This window comes from Sporosarcina soli (genome assembly GCF_042655805.1).
Lineage (GTDB): Bacteria > Bacillota > Bacilli > Bacillales_A > Planococcaceae > Sporosarcina > Sporosarcina soli.
Genome location: NZ_JBHSNO010000015.1, coordinates 279,744 through 299,562, shown reverse-complemented (window position 1 = coordinate 299,562; position 19,819 = coordinate 279,744). Strand labels below are relative to the sequence as shown.

Genomic DNA, 19,819 nt, shown 5'->3' with positions numbered 1-19,819 from the left:
AAACGAGTTATAGAATAGGTGACTCAAGGGTGGGCGGCCATTTCTCGTAAGAAGGCAATCTAAGTTCGCCGCGTCCTGCGGCAACGATTGCATGACCTACGTCCTGTAGGCCCGGAGGTGGTCGCATGTCAGTAGCTGATGCGCTAATGCTAATGGTAACATTTGGAGTATTAAGGCAGGCAGTCTAAGAACGCGACGTCCTGTCGCAACGACTGCATGACCCGCATCCTACGGACTTCAATACTGTCGTTCCACAATAAAAAATAATCCATCCTTGAGTAGCTGCTCAAGGATGGATTATTTTAATACCCAAGCTGATCCCCTTGAAGGGAACCTGCTATTACAGACTGCCTAATGTTACAGCATTAGGTGGTCCTTTTTTAGTTTAGTCTCTATACAGTCAATATAAAGAAACAATCGACTTCATTGTGAGGGTGGGTAATAGCTTCTTACGGGAGGCCTTTATTTGGTTTTTGGAGTGGCCGGAACATTTGTATAAGCCCCATTTCCGTTTGCCGAACTTCATCGAGCAGACGTAGGATGAGCATTTTGATGAGAACGACTTGCGTAAGAAATGGTGGATGAATAAGGAGTGATTGCCTGGTTTGAACAAGCGAACGGCCAGTTGAAATTGAAGGTGGAGGTTGGCCCTTTACATCATAGGAACCGAGTCTGGCTTTTACAAGTGTTGAAGGCGCAAGGGATTGATGTGAAGGAGCAGGCTTTTGAAGAAGGCAAACAGTATCCAAGAATCTGGACTCCTTGGTTGAATCCATGCTTCGGATGTACCAGAAGGATTCCTTCCAATCCTTATTACGATCGATTGACGAGGCGGTAAAGAGGATATCTTGCCGTTAGTTGAACCAGTTGTCATTTAGACGCAATCCCCATTGTAGGATGCATTTCCGCTGTTTGCAAATGATCAACGTATTCCATGTGATAATAACCACTTTTATCCTAATCTTCCGTATTGTATAGAACCGGAGTAGACGCAGCTGCTTTCGGACTACCAAGTGACGGAAAAGTATTGGCTCGACTATCCGCCCATTTCCAGAACGGTTGGACATATCAATATGATGAATGCAGAAAATGGAAAAGCATACTTTTCCGACATAGGAGACACGCAGATTTTAGGTGAATATTCCTTGAGACCTTCTAATCAACCTAATGAATTAGAAGGTTATTTCCTGTGTTATAGAAGTAGAAAGCCTAACCTCTTGTAAACGTTAAACTAGATTGGTTCTTAGGCAATGTTGGGGAAAGGGACAGCACCAAAGCTATATCTTTATCAAATTTCGCAACATTCCGTCCTTTATATGAGCGAAAATTTTGACACTTCGTATATATTATGTGATTTAAAAGGGATGTATCATTAAAATAATTTCAGGAAGTATTTATGAAGGGGGATGAGTACGTGGCTCAAATAGCTTTAATTAATGGAGAAGTGATTACGGTAAACCGACAAGATGAAGTTTTTGAAGCGTGTTTGGTAGAGGGGAATAAAATAATTGCAGTTGGCACGTCTGATGAAATCGTCCAACAAATGGCGCCTTCCGCTACGGTCCTTGACTTAGAAGGGAAGTCTGTTTTGCCTGGTCTAATTGATGCACATATGCACCTTTATTTATTTGGAAATACGTTAATAAATTTAGATTGTAAAGAACCGTTCATACATTCGATAGATGAATTACTTCAAAAGTTATCCGAAATAGTAAAGGAAACCGAAAGTGGCAAGGTGATTCGTGTATTTGGGTTTAACGAATTAAAGGTTAAGGAAAAACGTTATCCTACTATTCAAGAACTAGATAGCTTAACTATAGAACATCCAATTATTATTACACGTACTTGTGGTCATATAGGAATGGTAAATTCAGCCACGTTAGATTTGCTTAGTATAGATGAGGAAACGCCCGATCCTCTTGGAGGAACAATAGAAAAAGACGACAAAGGAAAGTTAACTGGTCGATTAATTGAAAACGCTTTCTTGAATTTTAGCCAACGTATCCCTTATAGCGAAGAGGAAATGTTTGAAGCATTAGAAAAGGCACAAGAGCAATTGTTTATGTATGGGATTACGAGCGTCCATGATGCAGGCGGATTTGATGAAGATAGCTTTAGAATTATGCAAATTGCCTCCCAACAGAAACATATTAAGACGAGAATTTATGCCATGATCGGCACATTGAATGACTGCGAGCATTTCACCAAAAACATGTTAACTACAGGCGTTGTTACAAATACGGGAAATGAATTTTTCAAAATTGGTCCTGCAAAACTATTTACAGATGGAAGCAGCACGGGACCGACAATTGCGACGAGGGAGCCCTACACGAGCGATAAGACGAACTATGGTTATTTAATGTACACGGAAGAGGAGCTATATTCGATCTTCACTAAAGCCCATCAAGGTGGCTATCAAATAACTGTACATGCTCAAGGAGATAAAGCGATTGAGCAATATTTATCTGTAGTGGAGCGTTTGTTAAGTGAATATCCGCGTGCTGATCACCGCCATCGGGTAGAACATTTAGGTGTATGCCCACCAGATTTACAAGAAAAGGCGAAAATGTTAAAGGTGATTCCAATTCTGAACCCTTCATTCCCTTATGAGTTCGGAGAGAGCTATATCCATAATTATGGGGAACGAACAAAATATATGTACGCTGCAAATGATTTGCTAGCGAAAGATATTATTGTTGCAGCTGGGTCAGATGCACCGATTACAACCGTGAATCCATTTGTTGGTATATACATGGCAGTGACGCGAAACACCAAAGAGGGAACAGTGTTTGGTGAACAGCAAAAAATATCATTAATGGATGCGATTCGCATGTATACTTACAATGCTGCTTATTCGAGTTTTGACGAAGAGATTAAAGGAAGTATTGAAGTTGGGAAGTTGGCAGACATGGCGATTCTTGATACTTCAATTTTAAATTGCTCAATTGAAGAATTACCGAAAATAAAAGCAGCGGCGACAATGTTAGATGGAAAAATAGTATACACTCAATCGGAAGTAAAGGAGCTAAGCAAATGAGAAAATATACTCAGTTGTTATTGATTATTCCTTTCATAGGGATGGGTGCACTTTTACCAGTAGCTAACCGAATAGAACCATATGTATTAGGATTACCTTTTCTGTTATTTTGGATTACAATTTGGATGGTTTTATCATCTGTGATTTTGCTTATCGTTTATAAACTTGATCCTGCGAATGAAGGAAGTGAGTTTGAATGATTAGCGCCTTAATCATTATCTTCTTTACTGCTGCGATTGCATTGTTTATAGGAATTCGTGCCACCCGTGGAAAAGAAATGAATGTTGATGAATTTGCGGTTGGGAATAAAGGATTTGGAACATTGTTTATTTTCTTATTGATAGCGGGTGAAGTGTATACGACATTCACTTTTTTAGGCGGCAGCGGGTGGGCTTATTCGAATGGATCAGCGGCTTATTATGTGCCGGCGTATATCTGTTTAGCTTATGTGTTGTCTTACTGGATGGTCCCAAAAATTTGGCGATTTGCTAAGAAAAATGACATTATCTCACAGCCACAATACTTTTTGAAGAATTATAATAGTAAAGCACTAGGTGTTGTCGTTGCTTTCATTGGTTTAATAGCTTTAGTGCCTTATATTGTTATCCAATTTAAAGGATTGGGTATCATTGTGGCTGAAGCTTCTTATGGGGCAATCTCACCGCTCATTGCTTCGACAATCGGGGCAGTTATCGTGGCAATCTACGTGACGATTTCGGGCATTCATGGATCTGCCTGGAATGCCATCTTAAAAGATATTTTGATTTTATTCGTCATTATCTTTTTAGGTGTTTATATTCCTTATCATTATTTTGGCGGAATTCCGCAGCTATTTGAAGCTGTTCAGACAGTCAAACCTGAAGCCTTAACGTTGGCAAATGAAGGATTTAGTACTCCATGGTTCGTTTCCACAATTGTATTAAATGCTTTTGGTTTTTATTTATTGCCACAAACTTTTAGCATTGTATTATCGGCTAAAAGTGAAAGAGCTTTGAAAAAAAATGCGATCACTTTACCTCTCTATACAATCTTATTACTTTTTGCTTTTTTCATAGGGTTTGCAGCGATTATTCAAGTACCAGGTCTACAAGGTGCAGATGGAGACCTCGCTTTGCTCCGTCTTGTGATGCAAACGTTTGACCCATGGTTTGTAGGGATTGTTGGGGCGGCAGGTCTATTAACAGCGTTAGTGCCTGTTTCAGTAATGGTCATGTCGGGTGCAGTTGGTTTAATGACTGGTTTTTATCAATTGATTAAACCAAGCTCAAGTGACCGCCAACAACTAACAGTTTCCAAGCTTTTCGTATTACTTATTATATTAATCGCTTATTTTTTCACGGTGACAGGCGGAAATGCATTAGCCGTGTTAAACATTATGTCATATGGACTTATTACGCAATTAGTGCCAGCTATGATGTTCGGTTTCTTTAAGACGAAATATATGAACAAATACGGTGCGATTGCCGGTATCTTGACGGGTGTTTCAATTGTGTTATTTAACGCGGTTACATCGTTTAAATTGGCCACAATTTTTCCGAATATCCCAAGCTCGATTAACGACATTAACATTGGGTTTGTAGCGATTGTGGTGAATATTTTAATTGGTGTATCGGTAAGTCTTTTAACGAATGCAGCGATTGTTAGGGAAAATGCTCGTGTAGCCAAAGAAGCTGTTAATAATTAAGGAGGAAATTCTTATGCAAACATGTAATGAAAAAAGATTGCAACAATTTATTGAACAGTTTAGCGAATACGGAAAAACAGAGAATTATGGTGTCACAAGGCTATCGCTTTCAGAGGAAGATATTTCGGCTAGAAATAGATTGCAAGAACTTTGCGAGGAGCTTGGGATGCATGTCGTTTATGATGATATGGGGAATATGTACGCGACCTTGCGGGGGAAGAACGACTTGCCGCCTATCGTTATGGGTTCTCATTTAGACTCTGTCGTGAAAGGGGGCCGTTTTGACGGTGTATTAGGTGTTTTAACGGCGCTGGAGGTTGTTTCTACAATTAAAGAGAACAACATAGAATTAGATTATCCATTGACAGTTGTTAATTTTACGAATGAAGAAGGAGCACGCTTTGAACCTTCCATTATGTCATCTGGTGTTTTATCGGGAAAGTTTGATAAAGAAAAAATGCTTGCTTCAACCGATAAAGACGGTATCACATTTGGAAATGCGTTAAGGAAAAGTGGTTTTGAAGGCTCAGAAGCAAACCGTCTGCAAGAGGCAAGTGCTTTTCTAGAATTGCATATTGAACAAGGGCCAGTTCTGGAACAAAACAACCTAGATATTGGGGTCGTAGAAGGCGTTCTTGGCATGGTGTGTTACGAGATATCTGTTCGTGGGGAATCTAATCATGCGGGCACAACACCAATTTCCATGAGGAAAGATCCGATGTTTACTGCAGCAAACCTAATTGTTGACATGCAAAAGGAACTTGCAAAGCTAGATGGAAATTTGGTTTACACGATTGGTCGCATGAACATTTATCCGAACATTCATACAGTTATTCCTTCAAAAGTAACGTTTACGCTAGAAGCGAGACACCAAGACGCTTCAGTAATAGAAGGTGTTACCCGTATCGTCAATGGACTACCATCTGTAGCAAATAAGTGTACTGTAGAGAAAAAGCGCTTATGGGATCGGGACACAGTGAAATTTAATGAAGAAATTGTGAATGCTGTTGAAAGTGCTTGTCAAGCTTTAGGATATAAAGGAGCCCGTATGTATAGTGGGGCGGGACATGACGCCCAATTCATTGCTTCGTATATTCCAACAACAATGATTTTTGTTCCAAGCGTGAATGGCTATAGCCATCGAGAAGATGAACTGACTCCCTATGAAGATTGTGCCAAGGGAGCGAATGTCCTATTAAATGCCGTTTTGAAATTATGTAAGGAGCCGGTAAAAGCGTAAGCTGATTGGCTTATTATTAAATTTTTATGCAACATACCGAAATGTCATAAATGTGTTGTCATAGGGGCTATCCAATAAGTCCCTAAAATAAAACAGGTAGAGAAAACGATGCGTTTTCTCTACCTGTTTATCTTTTGGTTTATGGCATGAAAATAGGTGGCGAATGCCTGCTATTATAGGAGGTTGTTTGCCAAGCGGAAATTCCGAATTCAATGTCTTGGCAAGGCACTGCAGTAGAAGTTTTTTATTATGGTGGGGCTGTAGTCTAGAAAGTCGGTGAAAAGAAAAACTATGCTACTATGAGCTTTCTTTAATGCTAACAATCCAGTGTGAAGAGTCATGCCTAACGATCAACAGCAAATCCTATCCTTAATCGAGGATGAAAGCTGTCAAGCAAGCGACACGTTCACAGACCAACTCTACAAAAAATAGGTCTAGGCAGGATGACTCAGTTTTACATAGAGCTTGTCCGAAGTGTAATGGGAAATTGACTTTGAAGACAGGTAGGTATGGGAAGTTTTATGGTTGCAGTCATTATCCTGCTTGTCGGTATACGGAGAATGTGAAGGTTAATGGCTGAAAGGTTCTAATCCAATTCGGAATTGTGTTCACCTCACAAATTAGCAATTGCCTAATTAACCATGAAAATTATCAGTAATAAGATGAATGTTGATTTTATGATAAAATAAATGTATGTAGATTTGAAGGGGAGTGTTTTCAGTGAAGTCACCATTTACGTTTGTACATACAGCGCCTAAAGCGGCGGCCGGAAAGCAGCCAGCCATTTTTTTATTACATGGAATGGGGAGTCATGAAGAAGATTTGTTGCAGCTTGTGCAAGATTTCAAAGACAGCCATCATATTTTTAGTCTACGGGGTCCAATTGTATTTGATCCGGGCTATGCTTTTTTTACAATGGAAGAGGAAGGAAAGCCCATTCGTACGGTGTTCGATGAAGTGCTCATGTATATACAATCCTTTATTCACGAGGCGATTGCGGAATTTGAGCTTGATGAGGAGCAAATTTATGTGCTGGGCTTTAGTCAAGGAGCGGTACTGGCACAGTCATTAGCGTTAACGATGGGCAACGTGATCCGTGGCGTCGTAGCGTTAAGCGGCTACATACCAGATTTTGTAAAGCTAGATTATAAGAAACAGGCGGTCAATCATTTGAACATTTTCATTTCGCATGGAGAGTATGATTATATTATTCCACCGCAATGGGGGAGGGAAAGTAAGGAGTACTTCGAATCGCTTGATGCGAAAGTAACCTTTAAGACATACAAAGATGGACACGGTGTCACGCCAGAAAATCATCATGACCTTATAGCGTTTTTACGTCAGAATTCATAAGTTTCTGGTGGATCGATCTCCACCTATGCCAATACATAACAACAGATATTCTTTTGAACAGATGAGAAGAGAAATGAAAAGGTTAGAAAGATAAGAATTAAAGATAATCAAATTTCTTACGAGTCTAACTCTCAAATAAAAAGTTTTTGTTGTTCAGATAAACCAGACGTTGAATTGTTAATAAAAGAAAGTGCCATGAATGATCATGTGCAAAACCTAGCCAAAACTTATTTAGTCTTTAAAAAGGATGAGTATATTGGCTATTTTTTGTTTGTAAGCGTCAAATAATGCCCACCTAGTGTTTCAGGTGGGCATTGGTGTATTCTTTATTTGACTTTATCAGGGATGCGACACTTATCTGGAATGGTCTTCCACCATTGTGGTCACCATTTATGGGAAAGAGGGATTGCGACGGCACCGACCGCATACACAAAGAACCTATCTCGTTTAGGATGATAGGTTCTTTTCATTATTTAAAAATCAAAGTTATCCGGATCTGGACCTACTCGGTAATTCTCATTCATACTATTAATACAATCCATATCTTCTGCTGTTAATTCAAAATCAAAAACAGTTGCATTTTCAATAATACGATGTTCTTTTGTGGATTTTGGAATGGTGATAACGCCATTTTGTAGGTCCCAACGCAAAATAACTTGGGCAACAGACTTTCCGTGCTTATCGGCAATCTCTTGAAGCTCTGCGTTATCGAGCAATTGTCCTTGCATAAGAGGAGACCATGCTTCCAATTGAATAGTATGTTGCTGGCAAAATGCAAGCAAGTCTTGTTGAGTTAAACGTGGATGATATTCCACCTGGTTTACCATTGGCTTAATTTCCGCGTCCTTCATCAAATCTTCAAGGTGGTGAATTTGGAAGTTACTTACTCCGATTGCTCTGATTCTACCTTCTTTATAAAGTGTTTCTAATGCGTGCCATGCTTCTTTATATTTTCCGGCGACTGGCCAGTGAATAAGATATAGATCCAGATAATCTAAACCAAGTTTCATTAGGCTTTCTTTATAAGCGGCAATCGTTTCTTCGTATCCCAAATCAGAATTCCAAACTTTCGATGTGATAAATAAATCTTCCCTTGCAATATTCGCTTCACGTATCCCTTGCCCGACACCTGCTTCATTGCCATAAATAGCTGCCGTATCGATACTGCGATAGCCATTTTCAATTGCAGTTTTAACTGCATGTACAAGCTCTTGCCCCTCTTCTACTTTAAAGACACCTAGACCTAACCAAGGCATTTCCACACCATTATGCAAAGTTGTTGTAGATTGTAAGTTTTTCATTATTGAATACCCTCCATTTTTAGATAAATGTTGCATTGTGTACTACTCGGTTCCAACCACCCCCTTTAGTACAGGTTTAGTGGCCGCTGATCTTTTCGTTCCAATATTCGACCGATCCCTGTTAATATTACTGCGATCACAACCATTACAGCCCCAACCCAAGCTGTGTGAATGAGTCCAATCGAATCGGTTACAACCCCGCCTACATACGCACCAATGGCAATCCCTGCATTAAACGCAGCGATGTTCATAGCCGAAGCGACATCCACTGCACTTGGTACAAAACGTTCCGCCAACATAACCACATACACTTGAAGCCCTGGAACATTCATGAAAGCGAATAAGCCCATGAAAAGTATAGTCACTAAACCAGCGAATTTAAAGGGTGCAGTAAACGTTAATGCAAACAGCGCAATCGCTTGCGCAATAAACATATAAAATAGTGCATTAATCGGTTTTTTATTTGACAGCTTGCCGCCGATCATATTACCGATTGCAATCGCAACCCCATAAACGAGTAAGATGATCACGGTGGTTCCTTGCGTAAATCCAGTTATCGTCTGAAGCAAAGGTGATAGGTAAGTGAATACGACGAACGTTCCTCCATAACCTAGCGCCGTAATGCTTAAGACCAGCAGTATGCGGCCGCTTGTCACAAGCCTAACCTGGTCTCGAATAGTTGTTGGAGTGCTTTTGCGTAAATCCGATGGAACAAGGATACTGTTCGTAATAAGTCCTACAATCCCTATAGCGACAATAGCTACAAAGGCAAAGCGCCAACCAAACTGTTGGCCAATGAACGTACCAAATGGGACTCCTGTAATTGTCGCAACTGTGAGTCCGGTAAACATGATCGAAATTGCGCTTGCTCTTCGATTTTCAGGAACTAAATCAGCGGCAATCGTCGACCCAATCGACATAAATACACCATGTGAAAATGCGGCGATGACACGAGCGATCAATAAGGTGGTAACACTTGTTGCAATTGCCGCAATGCCGTTACCTACGATAAAGACAAGCATAATCCATAGCAGTAATGATTTCCGTGGCATTCTTGAAGTAAGAGACGTTAAAATCGGTGCGCCTACCATCACACCTAACGCGTACAGTGATACAGTTAGTCCTGCCGTTGAAACCGATATATCTAGATCTTGGGAGATCAAAGGCAAGAGCCCCACGCTAATAAATTCAGTTGTTCCAATTGCAAATGCACTTACCGCTAATGCAAGCAATGCAAAGATACTTCGATTACTATCTACAGTCATTCACGCTTCCTCCAATTTTTCTCATGCTGTATGATTGAATTTACGTTGTGTAAAATTAAAATATATAGTGTAAATCTGCCGGCAAATGTTAGTATGAGTCATAGAGTTTTTAAAGAAAAGTACGCACTTTAAAGTAATATAGGCACTAAAAAGTTCTATAGATACTTTTTAGTGCCTATGTATGAGGAGGATAACAATGGTAAAAAAGAAATATAATATATCCGTTGAGGCGACATTAGAAGTGATTGGCGGCAAGTGGAAATGTGTCATTCTGTGCCATTTAACGCACGGTAAAAAACGAACAAGTGAATTGAAACGCCTTATGCCCGATATTACGCAAAAAATGTTAACGCAACAATTACGTGAACTAGAAGCGGATGGCGTCATTAACCGAATTGTGTACAATCAAGTGCCACCAAAAGTAGAATATGAATTGAGTGAATATGGCCTTAGCCTGGAAGGTATATTAGATGCTCTTTGTGCTTGGGGCGAGTTACATATCACGAAGGTCTATGGAGATAAGTTTTCTGTCTTAGAGGAGAGTATTTTAAACGATAAGTTGAAAAATAACGACCTTAATATAACGGATTCGGTTAATAGGTAGAAAATATAAAACGGGTGCCTGTTCGGTGAACAATTTAGTAAATTCATTATAAATGTATAAAAAATGATGGCTTCCGACTTGCATTTATTATTCAATTTGATGAATTGTCATAAATATGTCTGGCACAAATACCCAAGCTTGTACAGCCTGCTCTTTTACACCGCCAACTATCAATCTGACTGTTTTTGGATCAATAGTCAATTGAGCTGAAAGATAATTGTAATGAGAGAAAGTCATAGTCTGTGTAGAGAGTGCGCATGTTGGTACATTAGCCGCATTATAGGTAGTGTATATTAGCAGAGCCGATGTTTAGGATTGGCTCTGTTTTTATAATGTATAACAAGAATGGAAAAGAAATAGAAAAAGGAACGGACGGACTAATCGCCGTCAGTTCCCCCACGTAGAATGCATCACGCGTGAACTAAGCGCCACGAGTAAAGACAATCCTTATTAATCGTGCTCTTAGTTTGTCTGGATTATGTATTTTTGTCAAGAGGGGAGGAATTATGATTGAATCTTCATCAATCTTCAATATCTCCATAGGGATCCAATTCACCAAATAAATAGGCCAATTGATCATGAAATCCCTAGTCGATTCCATCTGTATCGGTCATGAATTTTTTCAATCTACCCTTAAAAATTTGGAAAAACTTCTCTTCCATATTGCAAATCGTAATGACTTTTTCATACATCGTTGCCATACTGCTATAAAAACGCTCGTCAATATCACCATAAGTATTAGTAAATTTAACGCCTTGCTCGACAGAATAAAGCATGAGCTCTGTTGTTAACAAGTGATTGTCTATTGTTTTTTGAAATTAGAAATTTATGAAATCAGAAATACATATAAAAAAACGCATCAAATCCTTTAGTGAAAAGGGTTTGAGGCATTTTTTTGAAGATAGGTTAATTGCTAACTACATTTAGGCACCAAGAGAAATTATCCCAAGCGGATTGCCAGCCTTTAAATTGCTCGGATGAATCATCCCAACGGACATCGAATCTCTTCTGACCGTTTACATCCACTAAATACAGTGCAAGGGTATTATCTTCCTTAGAGACAGCTAACTTCATACCGATTTGAAGTTCTTCTTCGGTGAACGGTACGTCTGAAACCGAACGTAGCTGCGCTTGTTCAAATACTTTTTTGTTAATGATTTTGTAATTCATAATCAACCTCCAATAAAACTTTTTATTCATTATATAAGATCCTATCTCATCCGCAAATCATAGGGCTACAAAAGTATATTCTATATTCATTTAGCGATGAAAACAATAAAAAATGAATTTGCTTTATTCGATTAGATCAAGGATTAAGATGTGTTTGCTTTTTTAAAGTAAGATTAGCGGCTTTATTATTGATTAAGCGGTTTATTGTTTGTTTGTGATGTTAAAACAACTTTTGTAGAAATAATTGATGAAATTCATGACAGAACTGATATGGATATAAAATCATCCTTGTTTGTCATTCCCACTATATAAGGTTAGGGAAAACTGTTATTCTTAATGCAACAGATTCTTATTTCGTAGCCGCAGGAAGGCAAAGTTATAGCCAGAAATAATCCCGACTTCAAAGAAGGTAGTGGGTCAAGGAAGGAACAAACAATGAGAAAAAAATCACTAATGGATTTTCAGAGGGAATATGAGAAAATTATTCTTTCGGATCAACCACGCAAAGATATTGAACTAGCGGCTTTAATGGCCGAAATGAGGAAACAATTTAACATTCCTGTTCCGAGAAATGAAGCTTGGGAAAAGGAAAATGTAAAGGTAGCTGCAATGTACAGGAAATTGATAATTACTCGGACGCTTTGAAAGGTAAAAGGTATACTTCATTAAAATTAGGTACATTATATTTATTGAATAGGTTCTCTTTATAGAAGAGAAAAGAAATGTAGGTGAACAAAGTGGGGAAATATCAATTGGATAACAAAGGTAAATCGGCTGTGACAAAGTATCATGAAAAAAACAAGCCGGCCAAATTTGATAAAAAGCAGCACCTGGAAAAAATACGTGCGGAGTATTTGAAAAAAAAGCAAAAACAAACAGATAAATAATATGAATAAAACATAGGAAGACTAAAATCTCCCTATGTTTTTTCTTATTTAAGTATAGAAGAGAGACCTTCTATTTCCTAAAGGGAATATTCAACAATTCCGGAATTGTGACAAACTCGTACCCTTGCTCTTGCAGTGTCGGGATAATTTGGTGAAGTGATTCAATTGTATTGGTTCGATCTCCACCTGATTCTGCCCCATCATGCATGAGAATTATCGCGCCTGGATGACTAATATCTAATACATTTGAAGCAATAACTTCCGGCGGGTCTTCCTGCCAATCCAATGAATCGACCGACCAGCCAATCACGTAATAGTTCATGTCGCGTAGCTTTTCGACTAATTCATTGTATAAGAAGCCATATGGTGGTCTAAATAATTTTGTCCGATAACCAATAATGCCGTTAAGAGCGTCCTCCGTTCTCGTTACTTCTTGCTCTAGAGTATCGAGGTCAGATTCTTCGACAAGGTTAGGATGGGAGTACGAGTGGTTTCCGATTACATGACCCTCGTTCTGCATTCGCTTGACAATTTCAGGATTAGCAGTGGCTCTTGAACCTAACACAAAGAATGTTGCTGGTACATTGTACTGTTTTAATACATCTAATACATCATTTGAAAAACGCGGGTCAGGACCATCATCAAAAGTCAAAGCAACTCGTTTTTGCTTGGTGGGACCTTGCAAGAAAAATATATCTGGATACCGTTGTTGTAAAATTCTTAGGTCAACAGGCTGCTGATCAGGCATATCTTCTTCCTGATCATCTTGTATGACCACTTTCGACCATTGCCGTGATTCATTGATCAAGGGATCTTCATTCGCATGAACAGTCATGATATCTGTTAGATGAAAACTAAATAAAAAGCCCGTAACCAACAACCACTTGAATAGTAGATCTTTCATCCATTCATCTCCTTTTTGAATTCCTTCGTGTTGATAACAGAGGCTATTTATTCTCGCCATTGTTATTTTTGACGAAAGCGGGTTAATTATTCAAAAAGAAGTGAACATGGAGTTTTAGATAAAGAGTTGTTTCAGGAAGTTACAGATAAGAAAAAAGGCAGGCGTTTTGCAGATCAATTGGCAAAAGTACAGTTAAAAAATGGGGAAGAGCAATGGATTCTCATTCATATTGAAGTGTAAAGTAAAAATGAAACAGTATTCCCTTAACGAATGTTTCAATACTTTTACAGGATTTATGACCGCTATCAAGAGAAAATTGTCGCCATGGCTGTTCATACGTCACCTAATAAAAATGCCATTCCAGACCGCTTTACGTACGATTATTTAGGCACGCAGCTGCACTATATGTATAGAAATTACCATATGGAAGCTTATCCAGACAAGAAACTGGAACAATCTGACAATATTTTTAGTAAAATCGTATTAGCTGCAAAAGCTTTGTATCAAACAAAAGATGAAAAACACCAACGTTATTTGTTTAAAGGAAAGCTAATGCGTGAACTTATTCGCAATCAAAACTACCCACGCACCGCAGTTCAGGCTGTTTTTCATTTTATTGATTACTTGCTACAATTGCCAGAGACGTACACCAAACAAATATCGGAAGAAATCCGACCAATGATTAGAAAGGAGGCGGAGCGAATGGAGCTGTACAATAAAGAAAATGCTTCCCCGACCATTATGAATGCTTTTGATTTGGAGTTGGAAAAGGGAATAGAGCAAGGAATAGAGCTTGAAAAAAAGTAATCGCCAAGAAGTTAATTTTGAAAAAAATGTCATTAGAAAAAATCGAGGAGATTACTGAACTTACTTTAGTACAAGTGAGTGAGATACAGAAATCAATAAATTAAAAACGGCCACCCATGAATGAAATTTGGGCTAGTGAAAGGTGCATGTTTCAAGAGTGGCGACAGCGGCCAACTTCAATATCCTATAAAAAAAGACCGTTCTCCAAAATAGAGAAGGGTCTTATGTATTTTATCTTCATTCAGCAGAAGACTCCCACCTCGATAGGTGTCGAGATAAATGCGTTTTTGTTTCCTGTTCAGCGGGTGTTCAAACGCCCGCTGAACGAAGATAAAGCCTCCGGCGGATGTCACAGATTTTGAAAGGAGTTAATTGAGCCTTGCTCAATTCAAAATCTGGACGCAATCACGCCGAGGCGTGATTGATTCAGTAAAGTATTCTTTAATATCCCGCTGCATTAAATCTTTTTTGGATTTAACGTTTGGTTTTGGAATATCATAATGTTTTTCATATTTGCACATCTTGCAGGAACAATTTAACTTCGCTTTAGACAATTTGCCGGGATGCTTTATATAAGGATGTACGATAGCATCTGTTTCATCCACTCCCCAGGCATATTTTATAATCCTAAGCTTCCGGTTGATGGCCCGCTTTCTTTGATAGCGATAATATGAACTTGAACGATTTTTCATTAGTGAAAACCTCCCTTGAGAATCGTACCGCCCGCAGGAGTCCTCAAAGGATGTTTCAACCCCTACAGGCAAGTACTTGACGTTTTCACTAGAATTCTTATTATATTCATTAAGATGTCCTCCTAATTGTTCTAGTAGCAGTATAGCGTATCTAGGAGCAAATTTATTGTGTTTATATGAGGTTTATGAAATGTCAGGATTGTACCGTGTATAGTATTCATTTAGTTAATTATTCAGTTCCCGCATTCATTTGTAATGAGCATACTATGATCTTTGGTAGAATCAAGAACATACGTATGGAACAATAAAAAGTGTAATAGAATAGGTGACTCAAGGGTGGTCGGCCATTTCTTACAAAGGGCAAAAGTTCTCTGCGTTCTAAAGATGTAGGTGCCTTAATTTCTGCAAAATGCGCGGAAATTAAGGCAAATCGAACCCTTCGCAGTTCGATTCACTAATGTTCGTATTCACATACGCGGCATTAAAGGAAGGCAGTCTAAGTGCGCGACGTCCTGTCGCAACGACTGCATGACCCGCTTCCTGCGGGCCTCTATATTTTCGTTAAACCATAAAAAATAATCCATCCTTGAGTGGGGGCTCATCATGAATGGATTATTTCATCTGCACGCTGATCCCCTTGTAGGGAACCTGCTATTACAGACCATCTAATGTTGGTAGCATTAGGTGGTCCATTTGGAATTGAAGTATTCTAATCACCTGTATCGTATTGCATATTGTTATTTATTGCAATCTATTTGCGCACAGCAAGGTCCTCATACAAATCCAGAATTCAATCGGTACCTGTTACCTTTATTCACTCAATCTTCTTCCATTCTCTCACATGCTGATACACCGGCATTTCTCCTCTCGGCAAAACCGGGACTGCCATTGAATTGAAGATGACTCTTATTTTCATACCAGGCGTAATCTTCTCTAGTTGGGAGTCGATAACAAAAGAGGAAGCCGACCCCTGCTCGATCAAATCATCCACCGTTGACATTCCATCCTCCTTGAATCCATGGGTCACAAGGATTCGGTCATCTTCAATGGCGACAACCGTTCCCGTAAGATCCTCGTATTTCACGGAAAAATCGAAAGGTGGAATCTTTTTTTGTTCCATGAAATCGGCAATAGCATGCTCGTATTTCTTTTGAAACAAGCTGATCACTTCACTGCGTGTTTTGTTAATTCCCTGTGGATGGCGAACGAGCCATTCATGGGCTTCCTCATATTGGTTTGTCCACTTCAAAATGACATTGAAATACTCATCGTACGAAATGCCGAAATTCTTTTCCTGTGTTTGAAGAATCAAGTTCTTTTTATCTTCCTTTTCTTTGTCCAGTTCCGAATAGAACTCTTCCCGTTGTTCCGCCACGATTTTTTCAATGGCCTTCGTGTCTTCCTTATAGCCAATTGACTCCGCATATTCCATCAGGGCATCTGTTTGTAGCAAGCTTTGCAGCACGGCTTGCTTCGTTTCGGACCTGGCTCCTTCTACATTTCCATCCGATTCCGTCCGAAGCATGAAGTCATAGATCAATTCATTGACCTTATAGTCCTCTTTTCCCTTAGTTGAAAAACCGTCCTGCAGCAGATGGAATGTAAAAAATAGGACAGCCGCAGTCACTATAGCGGTAACTGCCATCGGAAACGGATTTCTTCTTTTCTTCCTGGGTTTTCCGGAAAGAACCCCTTGTTTCACTTCTTCTATGTCTTCCAGCGTAATTCCGGACAAGGCATCTAAACTCTTTTTCACTTCAGTCAATGGATAGCACCTCCCAATCCTCTGATTTTAGCTTTTCCCTCAATAACTTTCGAGCCTTCACCATCCGTGCTTTTACGGTGTTTTCGGATAGCTCTAAAAAAGCGGCGATTTCCTTGATCTTGTATTCTTCGTAATAATAAAAAATGATAATCTCTCGATACTTCATAGGTAGCTTCAATATAGTGATGGCAAGTTCCGCTCTTTCTTCATTCAAAATAAGAGGATCCTGTTGCTTATGTATCGTTTCTACCCAATCATGAGAGAATAGCAAATTCCGGAATGACCAACTCCGCAAATGGTCTTTACAGCGGTTGACGGTCATCTTTGTCAGATACGCACGCAAAGTACCACGTTCCTCATAGTTCGACGAAGTGTAAAAGGAAAGAAATACATCCTGTACGATATCCTTCGCCATCTCGCGGTCTCGTAAATAAAAATAGGCCATTTTTATTAGATGCCCGCCATGCGCATCCATGATTTTGTTCAAATCTTCCTGGTCCATTACATCACCGCCTCTCCATAATAGTAACGGAGCTCAAGCGGAAAAGGTTGTCGAATTCACAATTTAGTTGTACATCTCAAATCAGGGAACATTGTAACTGTAAAACTTGTAAGTGAAATCAATCGATTCCGACTAATGAAGTATGATATGATTTTCATAGCACTAGGACGTATTGTGAAAGTTTAAACAATTATAATTGTTTGTTACATAGGTACTGAAAATTAAACAAGCAATATTTAATGTACACATGTCGGATTAAAGGAGAGGGACTCAATGGAAATCAGAGAAATGGAACTCGAAGAAATAGAGCCAATTAGAAATCTGAGGTTAGAAAGTTACAAAGAATACGAACAATTCGTTTCAAAAGAACACTGGGCGGTATTAAAAAACACGCTTATTTCGGACAATGATTTGAAAAATAACGCAAAGATATTTGTAGCAGAGCTAGATGACAAAATTGTAGGGAGTGTTGCTTTATTTCCTCCTTCTATTCAAGCTTATGATTGGAGCGATACTGTTCAGGAGTTTCCAGAGATCCGTATGCTTTCGGTTGATCCTACGATTCGTGGCAAAGGAATCGGCAAAGCTTTAGTGAAACATTGTTTAAAAGTTTCGAAAGAAGAACAAGTAACGAAAATAGGTCTCCACACAGCATCTTTTATGAAAAAAGCGCTGTCTCTTTATGAAAGTATGGGGTTCGAGCGTTTCCCAGAACTTGATTTAGAACCGATGAACGACGGAATCATTGTAAAAGCTCTTATTATGGATCTTGAAAAGGACACAAAATAAGTTCTATTTTCAGCCGAATAAACATAATAGTTTTACAATCAGAAATCATACTCCAATTGCATAAAATAAAAGAAGAAGTCAACCATCTTAGCATTTGGTTGACTTCTTTCTGTATGGGTAGAACTTATATTGCGATGTCATAGATGTGTGTTAAAATTTCTTTCGAAAGTACGGTGTTTTTTTCAGCACGACACAGACAGGAATCGCGATGAGTAAACCGACTACGTTTTGAATGATGTCCCCTGGAACGGATGCCAATGGCGCGACCCAGTTATTGTACATGAATCCTTGGCCGACATAGTAGACCGCCATCATCACAGGCATAGAGATAACTGCCCCTAAAATGTTAAATCGAATGTTGTCGCCTCGATGTCCCATCGACCAAGCGATTTTTCCAACGATGAAACCTTGTAATGCGCGGGCGACAATTGTTATGGGCGCCCAAATTACCCAGCCACCTACAAGATCGAATAAGCCCATCCCAATGGCTCCGGCAAGTGCCCCTTTTTTAGGCCCGAATAAAATCGCCGAGATGAAAAGCATGGATGTCCCTAAATGGATCAGCCCGCCTTGTCCGATCGGTAGCTTAATATTAATAAACATTGTTGACACTAAAACAAGCGTTGCTAAAATTGCTGTTAACACTAAATCAAATGTTTTCGTCCGCGTATTCGTATAGGATTGATTTTGTATATTTTGCATCTGCACTTGATCTCCTTCACTAAGTTGAATTATTTGATTACTTTCACTCTAGCAAAGGACTGACCATTGGAAAAGTGTCACTTTCGTAGAAATTCTTAAGGTCAGATTGTTTTTCACGGAAAGGCACATTTTAGAAGGTGTATTTTTGTCTCCGTCTTCTTGTGATACGATGAAGAAAGAACAAGTACCTAGGAGTTAGGGGAAGATAAAGATGAAAAAAGTGGCTGTCATTCAGGATATGTCATCTTTTGGGAAGTGCTCGTTAACGGCTGCGATTCCTGTGTTGTCCGTCATGGGTGTTCAGGCAGTGCCATTGCCAACTGCGATTTTAACGGCGCAAACCGATTATCCGAGCTTTTATTGTGAAGATTTAACGTCAAAAATGGACTATTTTGTAGAGGAATGGAGCAAGCTTGGGGCAACCTTTGATGGCATTCATACAGGTTTCGTGACAGGAAGAGAGCAAATCGATAATCTATTTCAGTTTTTAAACGTGTTTCACTCGAGTGAAACGACTTTGCTTGTCGACCCGGTAATGGGCGATAGGGGTGAAGGGTATAAAATATTTACAGGCGGGTTGCTCGATCGTATGAAGGAACTCGTGAAGTGTGCAGATATTATTACGCCAAATGTCACAGAGTGCTGCTTGCTTACAGGTTTGTCGTATGAGAAGTTACAGAGCTATCAAAGCACTCCGGATTATATTCACGCGCTAGAGGAGGCGGGTCAGCAGCTGCAGCATACAACTGGAGCGAACGTCATTATAACCGGATTGAATCCGCCGTCAGCTATTCCAAACAAGCGCTATGTAGGCAATATGTATGTTGATGCAAATCATTCATTTCATAGTCTTCTTGACTACAATGGCGAGAACTATTCCGGAACGGGTGATTTGTTTGCATCCGTCATCATGGGTGGTCATATGCGCGGTCAAGATTTAGCAAAGTCGATGCAGCTGGCGGAGACGTTCTTAGCCGCTGCAATTGAAGCGACGTCTAAGAAACAAATTCCAAGTGAGGCAGGCGTCAATTTCGAACAATTTTTGCGAATGTTGCTTTAAGGAACGATAAAATATAGCAATAGGGGCTTTCCGGAAGTCGGTTTACACTGACATTCT

General features: G+C 39.4%; 21 protein-coding genes. 11 read left to right on the top strand and 10 right to left on the bottom strand.

Going from position 1 to position 19,819, the window contains the following annotated elements:
• Positions 1-449 precede the first annotated feature (449 nt).
• The gene (locus tag ACFPRA_RS20435) at positions 450-749 is read right to left on the bottom strand and encodes a hypothetical protein (protein WP_381438805.1); all 300 of its coding nucleotides are present in this window, start codon (positions 747-749) and stop codon (positions 450-452) included.
• Between the two features lie 647 nt (positions 750-1,396).
• Here ACFPRA_RS20435 and ACFPRA_RS20430 point away from each other — a divergent pair.
• The 6 genes from ACFPRA_RS20430 (at position 1,397) to ACFPRA_RS20405 (ending at position 7,314) form a co-directional block, all read left to right on the top strand.
• Complete coding sequence (locus ACFPRA_RS20430; protein ID WP_381438802.1) at positions 1,397-3,037, top strand: amidohydrolase; 1,641 nt, start codon at positions 1,397-1,399, stop codon at positions 3,035-3,037.
• Positions 3,034-3,237 carry a DUF3311 domain-containing protein gene (locus ACFPRA_RS20425; RefSeq protein ID WP_381438801.1) on the top strand — a complete coding sequence of 68 codons (204 nt, stop codon included), beginning with the start codon at positions 3,034-3,036 and terminating at the stop codon, positions 3,235-3,237. Before ACFPRA_RS20430 ends, ACFPRA_RS20425 begins: the two co-directional genes overlap by 4 nt.
• Positions 3,234-4,721, top strand: a complete 1,488-nt coding sequence (locus ACFPRA_RS20420) for a sodium:solute symporter family protein (RefSeq protein WP_381438798.1) — start codon at positions 3,234-3,236, stop codon at positions 4,719-4,721. Before ACFPRA_RS20425 ends, ACFPRA_RS20420 begins: the two co-directional genes overlap by 4 nt.
• Positions 4,722-4,734: 13 nt before the next feature.
• A complete protein-coding gene (locus ACFPRA_RS20415) occupies positions 4,735-5,961 on the top strand; it encodes a Zn-dependent hydrolase (protein ID WP_381438795.1) in 1,227 nt (408 codons plus the stop codon).
• A gap of 379 nt (positions 5,962-6,340) precedes the next feature.
• Positions 6,341-6,541 carry a topoisomerase DNA-binding C4 zinc finger domain-containing protein gene (locus ACFPRA_RS20410; protein ID WP_381438793.1) on the top strand — a complete coding sequence of 67 codons (201 nt, stop codon included), beginning with the start codon at positions 6,341-6,343 and terminating at the stop codon, positions 6,539-6,541.
• A 140-nt stretch (positions 6,542-6,681) separates the two neighbouring features.
• On the top strand, positions 6,682-7,314 hold the full coding sequence (locus ACFPRA_RS20405; protein WP_381438791.1) for an alpha/beta hydrolase: 633 nt from the start codon (positions 6,682-6,684) through the stop codon (positions 7,312-7,314).
• A 473-nt stretch (positions 7,315-7,787) separates the two neighbouring features.
• Here the strand turns inward: ACFPRA_RS20405 and ACFPRA_RS20400 are convergent, their stop codons facing one another.
• The gene (locus ACFPRA_RS20400) at positions 7,788-8,618 is read right to left on the bottom strand and encodes an aldo/keto reductase (protein WP_381438930.1); all 831 of its coding nucleotides are present in this window, start codon (positions 8,616-8,618) and stop codon (positions 7,788-7,790) included.
• A 62-nt stretch (positions 8,619-8,680) separates the two neighbouring features.
• Positions 8,681-9,880, bottom strand: coding sequence for an MFS transporter (locus ACFPRA_RS20395; protein WP_381438788.1), 1,200 nt, complete (start codon positions 9,878-9,880; stop codon positions 8,681-8,683).
• Between the two features lie 196 nt (positions 9,881-10,076).
• Here ACFPRA_RS20395 and ACFPRA_RS20390 point away from each other — a divergent pair, with 196 nt between their 5' ends.
• Entirely contained in the window at positions 10,077-10,484 is a 408-nt protein-coding gene (locus tag ACFPRA_RS20390) for a winged helix-turn-helix transcriptional regulator (RefSeq protein ID WP_239388191.1), read from the top strand.
• A gap of 587 nt (positions 10,485-11,071) precedes the next feature.
• Here the strand turns inward: ACFPRA_RS20390 and ACFPRA_RS20385 are convergent.
• Both ACFPRA_RS20385 and ACFPRA_RS20380 read right to left on the bottom strand, forming a co-directional pair.
• Positions 11,072-11,278, bottom strand: a complete 207-nt coding sequence (locus ACFPRA_RS20385; protein WP_381438785.1) for a hypothetical protein — start codon at positions 11,276-11,278, stop codon at positions 11,072-11,074.
• A gap of 112 nt (positions 11,279-11,390) precedes the next feature.
• Positions 11,391-11,654, bottom strand: a complete 264-nt coding sequence (locus tag ACFPRA_RS20380) for a hypothetical protein (RefSeq protein ID WP_381438782.1) — start codon at positions 11,652-11,654, stop codon at positions 11,391-11,393.
• Between the two features lie 435 nt (positions 11,655-12,089).
• Here ACFPRA_RS20380 and ACFPRA_RS20375 point away from each other — a divergent pair, with 435 nt between their 5' ends.
• A complete protein-coding gene (locus ACFPRA_RS20375) occupies positions 12,090-12,299 on the top strand; it encodes a hypothetical protein (RefSeq protein ID WP_239392101.1) in 210 nt (69 codons plus the stop codon).
• Between the two features lie 312 nt (positions 12,300-12,611).
• Here the strand turns inward: ACFPRA_RS20375 and ACFPRA_RS20370 are convergent, their stop codons facing one another.
• Positions 12,612-13,445 carry a polysaccharide deacetylase family protein gene (locus tag ACFPRA_RS20370; protein ID WP_381438780.1) on the bottom strand — a complete coding sequence of 278 codons (834 nt, stop codon included), beginning with the start codon at positions 13,443-13,445 and terminating at the stop codon, positions 12,612-12,614.
• A 324-nt stretch (positions 13,446-13,769) separates the two neighbouring features.
• On the opposite strand from ACFPRA_RS20370, the gene ACFPRA_RS20365 reads away from it, so the two are divergent.
• On the top strand, positions 13,770-14,252 hold the full coding sequence (locus tag ACFPRA_RS20365; RefSeq protein WP_381438777.1) for a hypothetical protein: 483 nt from the start codon (positions 13,770-13,772) through the stop codon (positions 14,250-14,252).
• Positions 14,253-14,635: 383 nt separating this feature from the next.
• Here ACFPRA_RS20365 and ACFPRA_RS20360 read toward each other — a convergent pair whose 3' ends face one another.
• The 3 genes from ACFPRA_RS20360 to ACFPRA_RS20350 form a co-directional block, all read right to left on the bottom strand.
• Positions 14,636-14,944 (bottom strand): hypothetical protein, encoded by a 309-nt coding sequence (locus ACFPRA_RS20360; protein WP_381438775.1) that lies wholly within the window; start codon positions 14,942-14,944, stop codon positions 14,636-14,638.
• A gap of 814 nt (positions 14,945-15,758) precedes the next feature.
• Positions 15,759-16,709, bottom strand: a complete 951-nt coding sequence (locus ACFPRA_RS20355) for a hypothetical protein (RefSeq protein ID WP_381438773.1) — start codon at positions 16,707-16,709, stop codon at positions 15,759-15,761.
• Positions 16,702-17,211, bottom strand: a complete 510-nt coding sequence (locus ACFPRA_RS20350; RefSeq protein WP_381438770.1) for a sigma-70 family RNA polymerase sigma factor — start codon at positions 17,209-17,211, stop codon at positions 16,702-16,704. The genes ACFPRA_RS20355 and ACFPRA_RS20350 overlap by 8 nt, the downstream gene beginning before the upstream one ends.
• A 273-nt stretch (positions 17,212-17,484) precedes the next feature.
• On the opposite strand from ACFPRA_RS20350, the gene ACFPRA_RS20345 reads away from it, so the two are divergent.
• Complete coding sequence (locus ACFPRA_RS20345; protein WP_381438768.1) at positions 17,485-18,000, top strand: GNAT family N-acetyltransferase; 516 nt, start codon at positions 17,485-17,487, stop codon at positions 17,998-18,000.
• Positions 18,001-18,150: 150 nt separating this feature from the next.
• Here the strand turns inward: ACFPRA_RS20345 and ACFPRA_RS20340 are convergent, their stop codons facing one another.
• Positions 18,151-18,702, bottom strand: coding sequence for an ECF transporter S component (locus tag ACFPRA_RS20340; protein ID WP_381438765.1), 552 nt, complete (start codon positions 18,700-18,702; stop codon positions 18,151-18,153).
• Between the two features lie 211 nt (positions 18,703-18,913).
• Here ACFPRA_RS20340 and ACFPRA_RS20335 point away from each other — a divergent pair, with 211 nt between their 5' ends.
• Entirely contained in the window at positions 18,914-19,762 is an 849-nt protein-coding gene (locus ACFPRA_RS20335) for a pyridoxamine kinase (RefSeq protein WP_381438762.1), read from the top strand.
• Positions 19,763-19,819 lie beyond the last annotated feature (57 nt).